Source organism: Sphingomonas sp. BE138 (assembly GCF_031456125.1).
Taxonomy (GTDB): domain Bacteria; phylum Pseudomonadota; class Alphaproteobacteria; order Sphingomonadales; family Sphingomonadaceae; genus Sphingomonas.
The window spans coordinates 1-15,121 of sequence record NZ_JAVDUC010000038.1 but is presented as its reverse complement, the minus strand read 5'-3'; the positions used below and the strand labels follow the sequence as shown (position 1 = coordinate 15,121).

Below are 15,121 nucleotides of genomic sequence, written 5' to 3'. Positions count from 1 at the left end.
GAGGAGGTGCCACCGCTACAGATTACACCCAAGGCCGCCTGAACGATGCGGCCAGGTGGCACACCCGAAATTACACCACGTTGACGGACACGACCGGGCTTCAAAGCACCATCTCGACTTCGACGCGCTCGCCAAACGCCGGCCAGGTGCAGACGCGGAAAGGCTGGATGGGATTGGTGGTGCGTACGATGCTGACGCGACCCGGCCGCTCGTCGAACAGTCGGGAGGCGACGCGGTTCGCGTTCTCGCGACTGCACAGGAGCAGACGCTTGGGGGACAGGCCGGTGCTCAGGTCAAGCATGTCAGATCCTTTTCGGAAAGCATGATACCGGCGGGGCTCAGGCGAAGATCGTCTTGTGGACCTTCGTGGTCGGCACGATCCGCCATTGCCGCTCCATGAGGCGGCTGATCCGGTAGCGGCCGCGGGTCTCCGGGTCGCGAAGGGTCACTCGGCGCCCCTGCTTCTCGACAATGAATTCCTGGCCGATATGGCCATCGGAAAAGGTGATCGGCTCCTCCAGTCGGATCCGATCGCCGTCCGAGACCTTGCGCGAGCGGCGTTTCAGGTTCTCGGCGCAGCGACGACGCCAGTCGAGCGCGTGCTCCTTGTCGGTCGGCGTCAGCAGGTCGAGGATGTGCTGGGGGCATCCGTCTTCGCACGGCCCCATCGACTCGGTCAGTCGGGTAGGATTGGTGCTGCTCATGGAGTCAGCCCTGATCCCCCCGCCGAACCGCACGTGCAGCTTTCACCGCATGCGGCTCTCCACTGTGACGAACCATCACTTTGCCGTAGATCGGGCAGGCGGCCTCTGTGAGTATCCCAGTGGCATTGCTCGCACAGGACCACCGTCCTGCGGGCGCGTGCCACCTTCATTCTCACGACAAAACCGCGGTGCGAAACATCGGCCATCCCCCGGATATGGTGCACGTGACACGGAACATCGGATCGACCGCAAGCCTCGCATTGCTTGGCATTCTGACGATCAACCCAGTCCGTACGTGAGTGGGTGAACACCTGCGTCCAAGGCTGGATATCAATCCTGGACGAGGTGGCCGGATCACGTTTCAGATGAGCCAGTTTCCAGACTTTGACCGATCGGGGCTGGCCATCGACGTCGTAGCCGATGGTGAATTCCTGCCCCGTCCTCATGCGGGCCACGACCGCTCGCACATTGGTTTTGTGCTTGCTGGCCAAGGTCTTGAACAAGCTCCACCGCTGGAGAAACTCAAGCCTGTTCAGCTTGAAGCTCACATCCTTGGCGAGAGCATAGTAGTTCGCAAAACCCCGCAATTCGGCGTTGTAAGCTAGGACGATCTCAACGTCGCTGCAGCTGAGCAGCAGGCTACGATGACGCGGCTTCAACACCGACAGATCACCATAACCTTTTGCAGAAGCGAACGCGTGGACCTTCTCCCAAGGGACATGCAGCTGCATCACTTCCGACGGCGGCCTACGAAGGAAGCTGACGGAACCTTGTCGGCTCCGGACAACCCGTTGGCGTGTCGTATATGTGCGGACCTCATATCCAAGGAAAGCGGCTCCATCGCTCGCCTTGCGGATACCGCTTTTCTCCTCGGACACCGTGAGCGCCAGCGCCTCGGTCAGGAATGCCCTGGCTTCGGCGAACACGCTTCGTGCATCCTCCTTGCTACCGATAACCCCAATCATGAAGTCGTCCGCGTAGCGACAGTAACGAAGTCGGCGATAACCGGGGTCCATCGCGTCTCTCGACGGGATGGACCGCTTTTGCGGCAGTAAGGTTTGGATTTTGGCCAAGGAGGCCGCAACCTTCACCTCGTCGACATTGTCTTTGGCCCGCAGCATGGTGACGCGCTTCCGTTGTTTCTGGATGCGCCCAGCCAGTCGCCCATATTCCGGGTTCGTGGCACGGACCTTCCCCCTCTCGAAAGCCGCGATCCGTTCCGCCATGAACATATCGAGTTCATGGAGGTAGATGTTGGCCAAGATTGGAGAGACGATACCGCCCTGCGGAGTGCCGCTGTAGGTCCGGGTGTGAACCCGGTCTTCCATAACACCCGCCTTAAGCATGCTGCCGATCAAGCCGATGAATTTCTCGTCATCGATCCTTTTCCGCAACAGCCGCAGGAGGATGTCGTGGTCGATGTTCTCGAAGAACCCCGCGACATCCACATCTACGAGCCATTTCACCCCCGTCCATACGGCTTTGACGTGTTCAAGCGCCGTATGACACGACCGGCCCGGCCGGAATCCATGGGAGGCGTTCGAGAACACCGGTTCATAGATCCGTTCGAGCAGTTGCCGCGCCACTTCCTGAACGAGGCGGTCGTCGCGCGTGGGAATGCCCAGCGGACGCCGTTTGCCCTTGCCTTTCGGGATAAACACCCGACGCACTGGTTTGGGATCATAGGTCCCTGCCGTCACGCTGGCGATAATCGGGTCGAGGTCTTCCGGTCCGAAGTCCGCGAAGGTCTCGCCGTCAATACCCGGCGTCATCGCACCCTTGTTGGATCCGATCTTCTGGAGCCCCTCCTCCCAAAGGAGGCGAGACCCCATCAGACGATAGAGTCCATTCACCCTTTTGCCCGACGCAACGAGCGCCGGAATGGCCTCCAACCGGCCTTTCACAGTTTTTGGCAGCATCAGCACACCCCATGATCGGTGGTTGAAGAATCACAGCTGCCGCCCTTCCCCCGGTCTTCCCCGCTTTCGGCCCGATCGCTCGAGACCTTATACAGTTGCACCGCCGCCTCCGAAGAGGTCGATGTCCCGGGCATTACCCCGGGCATTTGAGTAATATGGCGGCTCCGTACCCATGCAGGCCGGCAGAAGCCGCCTGTTTAGGGCATCCCGTAGTTGCGCTGAATGGAGATGCGGCGCGGTTAGGTGTCCCGTTCGTCCACTAAACCCCTCGACGAGAGGCGCACCGGATGGGCTGAGAAACAGGCGGCCAAGACATGAGACCGCTGTCATCATCCGGACCTGGCGTGACAGTCGCTTTCGCCAGTATCGCTATATAGATTGCTGCAGACTGGGATTTAAGCAGTGTAGCCTTCACCATACGCACCTTGCCCTGACCGTCATCGCCTCGATTTGCGACTAAGACGCATCTGGCCTTTTCCGAACATGCTATTGTTCCCCGTCCCTTTCGGGATTTCAGACCTTGTGAGGCCCGAGGTTAGTCCGGCGAGCAGAGGCATTCTCAACTTACCTCATCATCACTGATACTCCATTTCAGCGCCGCAACGGCGCACTGTCCTTGTAGCCGAACTGCTCACGGGTCTTGCTGCCTGGGTTCCAGAGAACCTTGCAGATGATCGCGAACACCTCGCCGCCGGCGCCGTTTGTCATCACCTGCGCCGCGGCATAGTAGGTGCGGTTCTGCGGGCAGGACGAGGCGAGCACCCTGAGACCCGAGGTGCCCCCATCGACCTCACGGCTGTAGGTGAACTGGTCGTCGAGATAGGCCTTTGCCGAGGCGTGACCGCCCATCGACGTGAAGGGCATGGTGAGCCAACCCATGAGGGGGTCCTTTCGCAAGCGGGAGGGATCAGGCGGCCTCTGTCAGCGGATCGACGGGAGCGGACACTGGCGCGCCCTCGTCCCGATGATCGCTGCTGAAGGCGAGGAGATAGTTGAAAGCCTGTTCGGCCTTGGCCGCGGCGTGGATGATCGCGGTCTTGTCCGCGCGCAGGATTCCGAGCCAGTGGGCGACATAGCTCGCGTGATTGTCGTGGAGTTCGTTGGGCAATCCGAGCTGTGCGCAGATGAGACCGCTGCCGATCTCGGCGACCAACTCCTCGAATGCGTATGCCTGGTCCCCGAACCGCTTGCCGAACGTCCGCGCGAGGCGGGCGGTGCCGCCCGACCAATGCGTCGTCTCGTGCGCGCGCACCGAAGCATAGTGGTCCATCGTCTTGAAGGACCGCTGGTGCGGCATCTGGATGTAATCGAAAGTCGGGTGGAAGAAGGCGCGATCGCCCCCGTGGCGCACTTCGGCAGGGACAGCTCCGAAAAAGGCGTCGATCGCGCCTTGACGATCGGATGGATCGCCAGGATCGATGATCTCGGAGCCGGGATAGAAATAGGCCGGAAGACCGTCGATCTGATCGGCGTTGAAAACGACATAGTGCCGCAGGAACCGGATATTCCTTTCGGTCTCGGCGCCCGTAGCGGGATTAGCCTCGGTCTTTTTGAAGTTGGAATAATAGACCGAGAGTGAGCCGCTTTCGCCGCGGCGGACATTTGCGCCAAGGGCCTCGGCCTGGCGATAAGTCATCCAATAGCGGGATCGATAGCCATTCGCGTCGGCGATCGCCCAGAGATAGATGGTGTTGATGCCGGTGTATGGCGTGCCACAGTGCCGCAGCGGTCTGCCCCCGGCGCCGGTGACGCGCCACGGTCGGCTCCAGGGCGCAACCCCCTCCTCCAGTTTGCGAATGATGAGACTGGTGATTTCGGCCGCGACGTCGCGGCTCGGTGTCGATTTGGCGCGCATGGTGATGTGCTCCGGTCGCATGACGCGATGGCCGCCGACGCGCGCGCGCCGACGGCCAGTTTCTCGCGGTTGTTCGGATGGCCGTGGCCGGGTGGTCAGGCCTCGACCGGTTCGAAGAGCTCCCCGCCCTCGGCCTGCGAGCCGCGTTCGGCGTCATCGGACGGGTCTTCGGCATCGCCCTCATCAGCGGGATCGATGACGGTCGCGTTGGCATCGTCGAGGAAGCGCATCGCATTGGGAACCCAGGCGAGCGCGGCCTGCTTGACCTCAGGTTCGACGATCGACTCCCCGGCGAACAGCTTCTGGCAGCTTTCGGAGATCTCGGTCTTCTTGAGCGAAGCGTGACGGGCCGTGAGTGCCGGCCCCCCGACATCGTGGAGGAGGCTGAGGATCATGCCCTTGTTCACGCGGTCGAAGAAATTCTCCGAGGTCGGCCGCCACCAGCCCGCAACGTCGACCTCAAGGATCGTGGCGATCCGGTTGTGAAGCGGAACCTGGACATTGGACGGGCCGGGCTTCGCTTGGAGCGACAGCGCGACGATATAAGCGAGCCAGTTCGCCTTGCTGTCATCATCGAGAGCGCGGAACCCCTCGAAGCGATCCACCTCGCTGTCATGCTCGGTCCACGCGGCGTCGAGACCATCATGGGCTTCCGCCAGGTAGGCGCGTGCGCGAGAGCTGGGCATATCTCCGACCATGGGATCCTGCGGACCCATCGCGCGAATCGTCGTGCCGTACTTGACGGCGCTGTCGGCGGGACCGCCAGATGAGCACATCCGGGCGTCGATCATCACGAACAGTGCGAAGTCGAGCGCCAGTGCGGGCTGCGCCAGGAGGCACGACGCCAGGATGTCGCGTCGCTGGATCGCAAGCTCATCATACAACCGCCCGCTGAGTGGCTTTCCGCCGGGCGCCACCGCCTCGGGCCGACGGCCCGGCTGGGCGGAACCACGATCGGCGACGCGAAATCCTCCGGTCGGCGAATCTTCCCGACCCGACTCGCCGTCACGAGCAGCATCATCCTCGCCCGTGACGGGTTCGCGCGGCTTTTCGATGAGGATTTGCTGCTCGCTGTAATATTGCGAGTCGAGCCGCATCTCGCCTTGGGGGGTGAGGACGAGGAACGCTCCCACATGGGCTTTCAGCTCGTCCGGCAACACCGGAGGACGATTCTCGATTGCCTCGGCCTCGGCGATCAGCCGATCATCTTCCTGGTCGAGCAGCTTGACCGCCTCGTCGGACAGATCCGCATCCTGCATCTCGGCCTCGAGAGCACCGCGACGCTCTGCGATTTCGGCAAGCCGAGCACTCTGGGCCGCGGTCAGTTCCGGCTGCTGAAGAATGACGCGGTAGAGCCCGTGGGCGGCATTGTGCGTGTAGTTGCTGGCGATCGGGCGGATCCAGGCGAGCCCGGTCTCCTCACCGATCCGCCGGGCCTCGGCCTCCATGATCTCGCCGGCGACACGATGGGCGATCTCCGGATTGACCCAACGGTCGTTGCCGTCTGTGAAAAGGTCGCCGTCGATCTTGCCGCCGGCAGCACGATAGCGCGGTTCGCCGACCAGCATCGCGATGGGGTCGCTTGCTTTGAGCGTCTCGTTTTCGATGACCCGGCGGATCGTGTCCGCGGTCACCTCGCTGTGCTTATACGTGTTCCAGACGAGGAGCTGCTTCTCGCGGTTCTCGGTCGAGGCGTATGCCTTGGCGATATCGAGCGTGATCTCGCCCTTGCTCAGCGCCTCGAAGATCGGCTCGGCGAGCGAGGCGAGCCGCAGGCGACCTTCCACGAAGCGACGGGTGACGCCGAACCGCTTGGCAACCGCATCGATGTCGCCGCTCTTGCCGATGAAGTGCTGGAAAGCGCGGCATTCTTCGGCCGGCGTCATCTTGAGCTGATGAAAGTTGGTGGCGGTCGAAGTCTCGGAGAGTTCGGCATCCTCCCCCGTCAGCACCATGACAGGCACGTCGTAGTCCGCCTCCGAGATCGTGCCGCGCTCGGCCAGAAGACGGAGCGCTCGCCAACGGCGGCCGCCGTCGAACACCTCATAGGTGCCGCGCGGCTTTTTGGCCGGAGTGACGAGGAGGTTCTGCAGAACGCCCTTGGCCTCGATGCTCGCGGCCATGGGTCCGATCTGGAGCTGCTCGTCCGGCGCTGTGCGAACGTTGATTGGCGAGAGACGCAGCTTGCTGAGTTTGACGGTCTGGATCACGGGGGAAACTCCTCATGGCGTCCGGCAAGTTCCGGACACCATCCCCGACCCCCCTTCCCTCTCTCTGGCTCAGGCGCTCAGAGGATTGAGAAAGCGCGCGTTGTGGGTTCAGCTTTCGACCAGTTCAAGGCATTCCAGGTCAACGCTCGAGTGTCCGCTCACGCCCAAAACGGCCATTCGCATGCAAACCTGCGGCGGGAAAGCTGAGCGCCAATATCAGCTCGCTTCTTGATGCAATCAGTCCGTTGCCCGCATCAATGAGCACTGAGCTGCTACATATCTAAGCCGTTCCGGAGTTGCCCTCGCCTGTCGCGGACCAAGTCTTCGCAAGCCCCATATCTACGGGATCGACTTCATCCGGCTCCCACACGTTGATCGTCGCGCCATCGTTTGCCGCTGGTCGGATGGTAAGACCTCCCGACCAGAGCGCGTCACGCGCGACGTCGCCGATGATGTCGAACTGGCTGATATGGGTCCACTCTCGCCTAACGTCCCATATGGAGCGCAACGCCGTGGCAAGATCATCGACAAGGTCGGTATATCCGGCGTCAGCGATCGCCTGCTTGGTTTCCTCCGAGATCGAAGTGCTATCGCCCAAGCCGTCAATGTGGCCAAGGACATAGGAAGCCAACCGAAGCGGTTCCACCAAGGGCGGGGCAACCTCGGCGACCGCCCGGTTGAGATCGCGATGCTGCCAAAAGGCCTCCCGAGCATCGGCCGCACGCTCACGCGCCACGCCCAGCACCCCGCGCAAGCCTTCCTCATACAGCGGGAGGCGCCCGCGTCCGAAAACTGCGCTCAGGCGACAGGCTGCATATTCCTCCCAGCAGGCCTCGTTAACCTGCATGAAGATCGCCTCCTCATAGCTGGAGACGGCATGTTGAAGGATCATGCCGGGGAACGCGCGATCCTTGTCGCTGGTGACTTGGACATGCCCGCACTCATGGGCGAGAAGATATAGAGCGGCCCAGAACTCCTCATTGGGTTCGTCTCCTTCGTCCTTCTCGATGTTCTCGATATAGGGAGCGTTCAAGACGATGTGGACTTTCACTACGCCGTCCCGGATCACCGCAGGCGCCATGCCGACTCCAATTAATTGATCATCGTTGGAACGGCTTAGCGGCCGCAGGCCTTCAACACCGCGATCCAGTTCCGCAAGGGCCGCGTCGTAGTCGTAAGCAACGGTCACTCCATCCAATCGGCTAAGATCCAAGGATCTGCTGATCAATCGGATATAGGAAGCAAGCTTGTTGGCGGTGTAGGTCGCGCCCTCTCCGGTCGCGAAGTTGCGCATACTGAACGGAATCGATTCCGGCGCCGTGGGCGGCGGCAAGTCATCAATGTCTTCGCTCGCATCGCCCATGCTCCCGATTGGACACGAAATGGCGTGGATGGTCCAGCCACAGGATGTCGCCGTGTCCCTTTCTCCAGCACCGTGCTTTTGCTAACCCTCACCGAGGAGCCAGCTCTGCCTGGCCATCGGGGTAAGGCTTCCCCCTGACGGCGGAGAAGAAGCGCATAGTAAGGATTGAAAATCTGTGTGGTAACAGGCAATCGTTCCCCCAGGGGAGTGCGAACCTTGGGGGCAGGTGCAACGGATTATGCAGCGCAAATATATGCGCTGAATGACGCGGATTTGGAGCGGCTGACTGACGACTGGGTCGCGTCGATGCGGTCGCGCTATCCCGACAGCGACCGTTTCTCCGGTGCAGGAGACATGGGACGCGATGTCGTGGGCTATCGCACGGCCGCTCGTTTCGATGGTCCGTGGGACAATTATCAGTGCAAGCAGCTCAGGAAAGCACTCGGCGAACCGGAATTCATCCGTGAGCTGGGTAAGATATTTTTCCATAGTGCTGCCGGGCATTTCGGCGTCCCCGCGCACTTCTATTACATCGCACCGAGGGGAGCGGTCCGGGCCGTCCGAAACCTCATAGGTCATCCCAGAAAGATCGGGCCGCGCCTGATTGAGCAATGGGACACCTGGTGCGCCGACGATCTGGTGGAGGGTGAATATCATCCGCTATCGGACGAGGTACGCGCGCTCATCGACGCTTTTGACTTCCAGAACGTGTCGCTGCTGGAGGCCGGCAAGCTCGTCCGAACAGACGAGATGAAACCCGTGCTGGTCAAATGGTTTGACGCGGATCCCGGTGAAGCTCCGGTCGGGAGCGTCCCCGACACGATGCAGCCGGAAGAGGCTGCCTACGTCGCGCAGCTTCTCGCCGCCTATCAGGAACAGGGTGCACCGTCTTACACCACGGGTGACGAAGCTCTTGGCGATGCCAAGTTTGGCCCTCATTTCCGCGTTCAACGGGAGCGATTCTTCGATGCCGCTTCCTTCAAGCGCTATTACAGGGACAGCACCGAACCAGCCGTGCTCGCCACATTCGAGAAGGACATCTTTCACGGCGTGTTCGACACCCATGGCCTCTCGCACGCCGACATCATGGCGAAGATCGCGGCCGTCATGAATGAAGCCAAGGGCGTGTCGGCCTCGGGAGTCCTCGGCAAATATGCGCGGGTTCCCGTGAAGCAGGGCGTCTGCCACCACTTCGCCAACGACGGTGTGCTCCCGTGGGTGAAGTGACGACGGCAGCGCTGGGCGATGTGCCTCTGTTCAACAGTCCGTTGGAGACGGGCCTGCGTGCCCTGGTCGTGCTAGATGCCTTTTATCCTCGGCCCTGCACCATCAGTGAACTGACGTGGTTCGACCACCTTGTCGTGCATACGGCCGACGTGGAAGGCCCCAACAGCCTGCACCCCGACCTGCCGTCACGCGGGGGTGAACTGCTCGTGCGCCGGCGGCTGATCGACGAGGGCGTTCATTTGCTGCTGAACGCAGGTCTCATTGCCCTCGTCGATGGAGCGGACGGGGTACGATACGTCGCGGGGGAGGAGGCTCCGTCATTCATCGAGCTCATGGAAGCGTCCTATAGCGCGCGCTTGAAATCGTGTGCGGAATGGCTCGCGGATCGGTTCGGCGCGCTACCCGAAGAGGAGTTACGAACCATCGTGCACCAGCGGCTCGGGCGGTGGACGCTTGAGTTCCAGGGCGAAGGCACACTCTACGAGCCGTCGGCATGATCGCGCGCCTGATATTCCGGCATCTGTCGTTCATCGGCACCGCGAAGCCGGTGAGCACGCTCCCGTTCGCCGATGGCCCCAACGTCATCTATGGCGCCTCGAACACCGGCAAGTCGTTCACACTCGCCGCCCTGCAATTCATGCTGGGGAAGTCAACGCCGCTTCCTGTGATCGAACAGCTCGACGGCTATGAAGCGGTCCTGCTGGGTCTCGACGTCCCTTCGCTCGGGCCGGTCACCCTCTATCGGGGTATTCAGGGCGCCGGGTTCCGGCTTTACGAAGGACTGCATCACGAACCGCCGCCGGGCGTTCCCTTCCGGGTGCTGGATGCGGAATATGACGCCCGCACGGAGAACATCACCAGTGTCCTCCTTGGCGCGCTGGGACTGGGCGGGAAGTTCGTCGTCAAGAACGAGAATGGCGAGAAGAACAGCGTCACGCTCCGATCCCTCGACCCCTTTGTCTTCGTGGACGAGGGCTCGATCATCGATGCGCGCAGCCCGATCCTGTCCGGCCAATACACGAGCGCGACGGCGGAAAAGAATCTCTTCCGCCTGCTTCTGACCGGGCGGGACGATTCCGCGATCGTGGCGGTGGTCCCACCCAAGATCCGCAGGGCCCGCCAGGAAGGCCAGAAGGAACTGCTGGAGGAATGGATCGCGTCGCTGGACGCGCAGATCGACGCGATCGGCGTCCCTCGTCAGCAGCTCGACGATCAAAGCAAGAGGATCGACGCCTCGCTGATTGCCATCAAAGGCGATCTCGCCAAGCGTCAGCGCCGGATCGACGAGGTCACACGCGAGCGGCGGCGCATGATCGACGAAGCGGATCGTGTGACGGCCCAGGCCCGCGAGATCGAGCTGACACTGGCGCGGTTCGCGCGGCTGATGGAGGTCTATGAATCCGATGTTGAGCGCCTTGAGGCCCTGGAGCAGGGTGGCCATCTCCTTCTTGCGCGGCTCGACCGCCCTTGCCCCTTATGTGGTGCCGAGGTTGATCATCAGCACCATCCTGGGCGGCAGGATGTCGAGCGTTCACGGGTAGCGGCCCGTGTCGAGATTGCGCGGATCGATCGGGAACGCCGGGATCTGGTCGCCACGATGAGCGGGCTTGAGGCAGATTTCGCTACCAATCTCGCAACGTCGGAACGGCTGCGACGGCGAATGGCAGCGGCGGAGCGGATTCTCGGCGCCCTTCGTCCGGAGGAATCGGGATTACGCGACGAATACGAACAGAGGATCGAAGCGCGGGACACCGTTCGCGAACGCCTAAAGTTGTTTGAAGAGCGGGATCGCCTAGCCGTGCAATTGTCTCAGGTCACGACGGCCCCAACTGCGGCCAAGCCGAAACTCACCGTCGGCATCGACGGGCCGACTGGCCATGAATTTGCCAGCAAGGTGTCTGAGGTTCTCCAAGCTTGGAAGTTTCCAGGGAATCCGATCGTGTCGTTCGACAGTCAGACCCAGGATATACGTCTGGACGGCAAGGAGCGCGGCGCAAACGGAAAGGGCGTACGCGCTATCCTCCACTCAGCGTTCAAGGTCGCGGTTTTGCTCTACTGTCAGGAAAAAGGCCTATCTCATCCTGGCGTGTTGGCGCTCGACACGCCGCTGCTCACCTACCGAGAGCCGATCCGAGTGCCACGCCACGGCGCGCTGGCTGCCGACGAGAAGGAGCTGGCAGCGACTACACTATACGAGCATTTCTACCTTCATCTGGCCAGCCTCAGTGGGCGCGCGCAGTTCATCATCCTTGAGAACAGCGATCCGCCTAGCGATCTCGTGAATCGACTTTCGGTGCAGACGTTCACCGGCGATTTGGCAGATGGACGTAGCGGATTGCTTCCCCCCGCCGGTGGCTCGCCGACCGCTTCTTGATGGGCGATACGGAGAGCGCCGATGTCTCTTCCGACTGCACAACGCCGGGTCTCACCCGGCCTCGTCGGGAACACCGGTCTTCTGCTGCGGATCAGGCGTGAACGGCCGGAAGCGATCGCAAACCTGGCCGAAGGTAGTCAGGCGGTCCGAAAATGCCGGAGGCCTTCCCTGAACGGCCCCCGGAACTAGGGTGCGCCACCAAGCTAGGAGCGCGCCGCGCGCGAGATACGCAAAGGTGTGGAGCAGCATCGGCGTGTCGTTGCGGTTCCACGTCGCCCCTCTCGCAGATGCGGCGAGCCCACCCGGGACTTCGCCATAGGGGCCTTCGTCGAACCGCTCCGGCGGGATGCACATTGGATATGGGAATGGCACACCAGCATGAAGAGCGCGCGATCGGAGCGCATAGATGCGATTGAAGGCAGCTGTCATATGCTCCCGGGAATAATCGAGTTTGTCGAACGTCGGCCGCTTGTCGGGCTCTTGAGGGGAGAACGCCTCCAAAAATCCGACAAACTTCGATGTGGCACCGATGACGCCTTTGAAGGCTCTCGCCATCTTCGGGACTAGCTCCTCGACACCAGCCTTTTTAAGCATGTTGATCACGCCCCCGTAGGAGAGCGCGAAGCGCTCCTCGGGCGTGCGCTTGTCGCTGTCCCAATACGCCGCCGAAGTCTCGATCGCCGATACGAGCAGCAGCCACGCATTTTCAGGCGAGGTGTCGGCGACCCAAAGAGCATTCTGGAATAGTCGAGCCGCTTTGATCAAGGCTGCGGCCGCCCCCGGCGTGAGGTATGGCAGCGATCCCAGATCTGCGAGATCACGCAGGTCGCGCGAACCGGTTAAATAGGGTAGCTGCGGCCGTTGGTTCGACTGTGGGAGGACAGGCAAATAGCTAGCGTCATACCCCCGTGGTCGACCCATCGGATCCTCACCAGGTCGGAATTCTCGGTCTACCGGACCAGCCATGATCCTCGCGTCGAGCAGGAGCGAGGCCAGAGCGGTTAGCTCGTCGAAAAGGTCGCCACCATGATAGTGGTCGTCGTTGGTTTCCATAGGAACACGCATGTCGGCCATGAGATGCCATTCGGCCCGCAGGACGATCCCGGGTCTCAATGCGCCAGGGTCTTTTCGAGAATGCGCTAGCGCGTTGAGGAAGCTGTAGGGACCGAAATTATATGCTTCTGCGACGAAATCGACATCCGTGTAGAGGCGCAGCTCGGAAATTTGTAACGCACCCAGACCTTTTGAAAACTCCTGCCAATTCTCCCAACTCCGCGGGGGTGGTGGTACGATTTCAGCCGCTGTCTCTTCAACCTCAGTTTCCGACGGCTGTTCGCCCATCTGATTGTCCCCTTTGGCCGTTCATTCCTCAGCGGAGAAAGGAAACAGCGGGCAAGCGCCACATCCGCCCGGGACTACTCCTGAGCGCGAGATTGTGATCATAAGGATCGATTGCTGTCGAGAACATACTCTGCAACCACTTGCAGCGATGCATGGCAGCTACGGGAGAACCTTGTAAGACCGCTCCTGTCGGAAGCCGTCGTTCGCTGCTGCGCCCGCGAACGACAGCTTCGTCCCCAATTCCTGTCTAGAAATCTGATCAATCAAGACGCGCGCAGGATCCGATCGAGTGTGTCGCCGGCCGTTGCCATGGGCAGGAAGACGCGGGTCCGGTACTGAATAACTTCGGTAAAACAACCCAGGGACTTGAGCCATGCGAGTTGCTGTGATGGTGCTCCGACCAGTTCGATCCGCTGGGAGCCGTTCACCAGGGAGCGTTTGATCGTCATCGGGAACGGCCGGGTTAGATCGACGCTGCGTCCCGACGAGGCAGACTTGACGATATCCGTGGGTGGCATGTTCTCGGCACGGTCGATGCCGAGCCTCGTGAAGAGTTGAACAACATGCTCGTCGAAGACGAGCCGTCCGAGCCAGCTGTTGCCAGCCTTGTCCGCGATCCGGTTGACCACGAGATGATCGCTCGGCAGCGCGGACCAGATCGGGAGCAGCAAGCCGGTCGCGAGCCGAATGGTCTCGGTGTCCACCTTGTTCGCTGCTATTTCTGCCTCTTCGAGCCACTTTCGACAAAAGGCGTCGCGGTCGATCGGCGTCCAGGCGCTCTCGAACAGCTCCTGCTCCCGCATATATTCACGCCGTGTCGGCCGCATAAGCTCGAAGCGCGGGATGGGCGTTCCCTCTTTCTCCTCCATGAGAGCGCGGGCACGCGTCTGCAACGCGACCATGCCGGACTTCCCGTTGATCAGGAACTCGGCGGTGGCATCGCTGTCCGCGATATGGAGGATGCGGTCCAGCGCGACCGGCGTCCTGCGGTGAGCGATCTCGATCGTGAGCAGGTGTGATGTCGCCCCACTGACCGGATCGGTTCGCAACAGTGTGTCATCCACCAGCGTCGCGGTATCGACGAGGATCGTCTCGACTCCGACGTCGAGACGCCCGGCGTCGCGCGCGGCCGAGACACGGGTTTCGACCAAGGAAAGAAACTCATCGAATATCTTGTTCTGAAGGGCGATCGGGAGCGCCAGGATCCGGTTGAGCCAGCGCTGGATGGGCGGGAGCTCATCCTTCATGACTCCGTCCTTGTCGCAGAGCTCTAGCCCGGTTCGGCGTTCGAACTCGCCATGCGACACGCTGGTCAGCTTGCCGCCGACGAGCAGATGAAACCAGGTGACGAGCGCCGCGCAGGCATATTCGCTCTCGAGATTGTCGGCGGGATCAAAGAGGTTTTGCCCGCCGGTCTGGCGCTGGCCGCGGGTGAGAGCGCCCAGGCTGTCGAGGCGGCGCGCGATCGTGCTCGTGAAGCGTAGCTCGCCTTTGCAATCGGTTGTGACTGGCCGGAACAGCGGCGTGCTCGCCTGGTGCGTGCGATGCGTGCGGCCTAGGCCCTGGATGGCTCGGTCGGCGCGCCAGCCGGGCTCCAGCAACAGGTGAACTCGCTGCTCCTGGTTCGGCACATCGCGTGACGCATGGTATGACCGACCCGTCCCGCCGGCATCGGAGAAGATGAGGATCCGCTTGCGGCCCTGCATGAACGCGGCCGCTTCAGCCTGGCTCGTTCGGGTAGAACGGGTCTCGAGCTTCTGGCGGCCGTCGGCCGTCGAGACGAGCCGCTTGGTCCGCCCCGTGACCTCGGCAACGGTGTCATGGCCGAACTGTTCGAGCAGGCCGTCGAGTGCGGAGGTGATCGGGGGCAGAGCGCACAGGTCTTCTATGAGCCGTGAACGTGCGGCTTCGGCCTCCGGGTTGTACACGGGATTCCCAGCCTCGTCTTCCATGGGCACGGAACGCTGCGTGCCGGTATCGTCCGTGAAAATCCGCATCTGCCGGGTCGGAAAGGCGCGCTCGAGATAGTCGATCACGTATTCTTTGCAGTCGCAGTTTATGTCGAGCGTGGCGGCGGGAGGCGCAGGTTTTCTTCGGTTTTCCATGATTTCACTCCAGATAATTGCCT

General features: G+C 61.7%; 9 protein-coding genes and 3 pseudogenes. 3 read left to right on the top strand and 9 right to left on the bottom strand.

Annotated features, from left to right (window positions below; translation table 11 throughout):
* Positions 1–100 precede the first annotated feature (100 nt).
* The 7 genes and pseudogenes from J2Y58_RS19895 to J2Y58_RS19865 all read right to left on the bottom strand — a co-directional run bounded on the left by J2Y58_RS19895 (position 101) and on the right by J2Y58_RS19865 (position 8,051).
* Positions 101–301, bottom strand: a complete 201-nt coding sequence (locus J2Y58_RS19895; protein ID WP_126002484.1) for a hypothetical protein — start codon at positions 299–301, stop codon at positions 101–103.
* A 37-nt stretch (positions 302–338) separates the two neighbouring features.
* Positions 339–680, bottom strand: a pseudogene (locus tag J2Y58_RS19890) (DUF6927 domain-containing protein); the annotation flags it as partial.
* A 20-nt stretch (positions 681–700) separates the two neighbouring features.
* Positions 701–2,623: a reverse transcriptase domain-containing protein gene (locus tag J2Y58_RS19885; protein ID WP_310107062.1), complete on the bottom strand. Its 1,923-nt coding sequence runs from the start codon at positions 2,621–2,623 to the stop codon at positions 701–703.
* Positions 2,624–3,235: 612 nt separating this feature from the next.
* Positions 3,236–3,502 (bottom strand): annotated as a pseudogene (locus J2Y58_RS19880) (hypothetical protein); the annotation flags it as partial.
* A 28-nt stretch (positions 3,503–3,530) separates the two neighbouring features.
* Positions 3,531–4,478, bottom strand: a complete 948-nt coding sequence (locus tag J2Y58_RS19875) for a zincin-like metallopeptidase domain-containing protein (protein ID WP_310107060.1) — start codon at positions 4,476–4,478, stop codon at positions 3,531–3,533.
* Between the two features lie 95 nt (positions 4,479–4,573).
* On the bottom strand, positions 4,574–6,688 hold the full coding sequence (locus J2Y58_RS19870; protein WP_310107059.1) for a ParB/RepB/Spo0J family partition protein: 2,115 nt from the start codon (positions 6,686–6,688) through the stop codon (positions 4,574–4,576).
* 280 nt (positions 6,689–6,968) lie between these two features.
* On the bottom strand, positions 6,969–8,051 hold the full coding sequence (locus J2Y58_RS19865) for a hypothetical protein (RefSeq protein ID WP_310107057.1): 1,083 nt from the start codon (positions 8,049–8,051) through the stop codon (positions 6,969–6,971).
* 216 nt (positions 8,052–8,267) lie between these two features.
* On the opposite strand from J2Y58_RS19865, the gene J2Y58_RS19860 reads away from it, so the two are divergent.
* From J2Y58_RS19860 to J2Y58_RS19850, 3 genes are read left to right on the top strand one after another with little or no spacing between them, the layout of a single operon-like run.
* Positions 8,268–9,278 carry an ABC-three component system protein gene (locus J2Y58_RS19860; RefSeq protein ID WP_310107054.1) on the top strand — a complete coding sequence of 337 codons (1,011 nt, stop codon included), beginning with the start codon at positions 8,268–8,270 and terminating at the stop codon, positions 9,276–9,278.
* On the top strand, positions 9,266–9,775 hold the full coding sequence (locus tag J2Y58_RS19855; RefSeq protein ID WP_310107052.1) for an ABC-three component system middle component 2: 510 nt from the start codon (positions 9,266–9,268) through the stop codon (positions 9,773–9,775). Before J2Y58_RS19860 ends, J2Y58_RS19855 begins: the two co-directional genes overlap by 13 nt.
* On the top strand, positions 9,772–11,652 hold the full coding sequence (locus tag J2Y58_RS19850) for a hypothetical protein (protein ID WP_310107050.1): 1,881 nt from the start codon (positions 9,772–9,774) through the stop codon (positions 11,650–11,652). Before J2Y58_RS19855 ends, J2Y58_RS19850 begins: the two co-directional genes overlap by 4 nt.
* Positions 11,653–11,703: 51 nt before the next feature.
* On the opposite strand, the gene J2Y58_RS19845 is transcribed toward J2Y58_RS19850, so the two are convergent.
* Complete coding sequence (locus J2Y58_RS19845; RefSeq protein WP_310107048.1) at positions 11,704–12,993, bottom strand: hypothetical protein; 1,290 nt, start codon at positions 12,991–12,993, stop codon at positions 11,704–11,706.
* A 263-nt stretch (positions 12,994–13,256) separates the two neighbouring features.
* Positions 13,257–15,098: pseudogene (locus tag J2Y58_RS19840) on the bottom strand (strawberry notch C-terminal domain-containing protein); the annotation flags it as partial.
* Positions 15,099–15,121 lie beyond the last annotated feature (23 nt).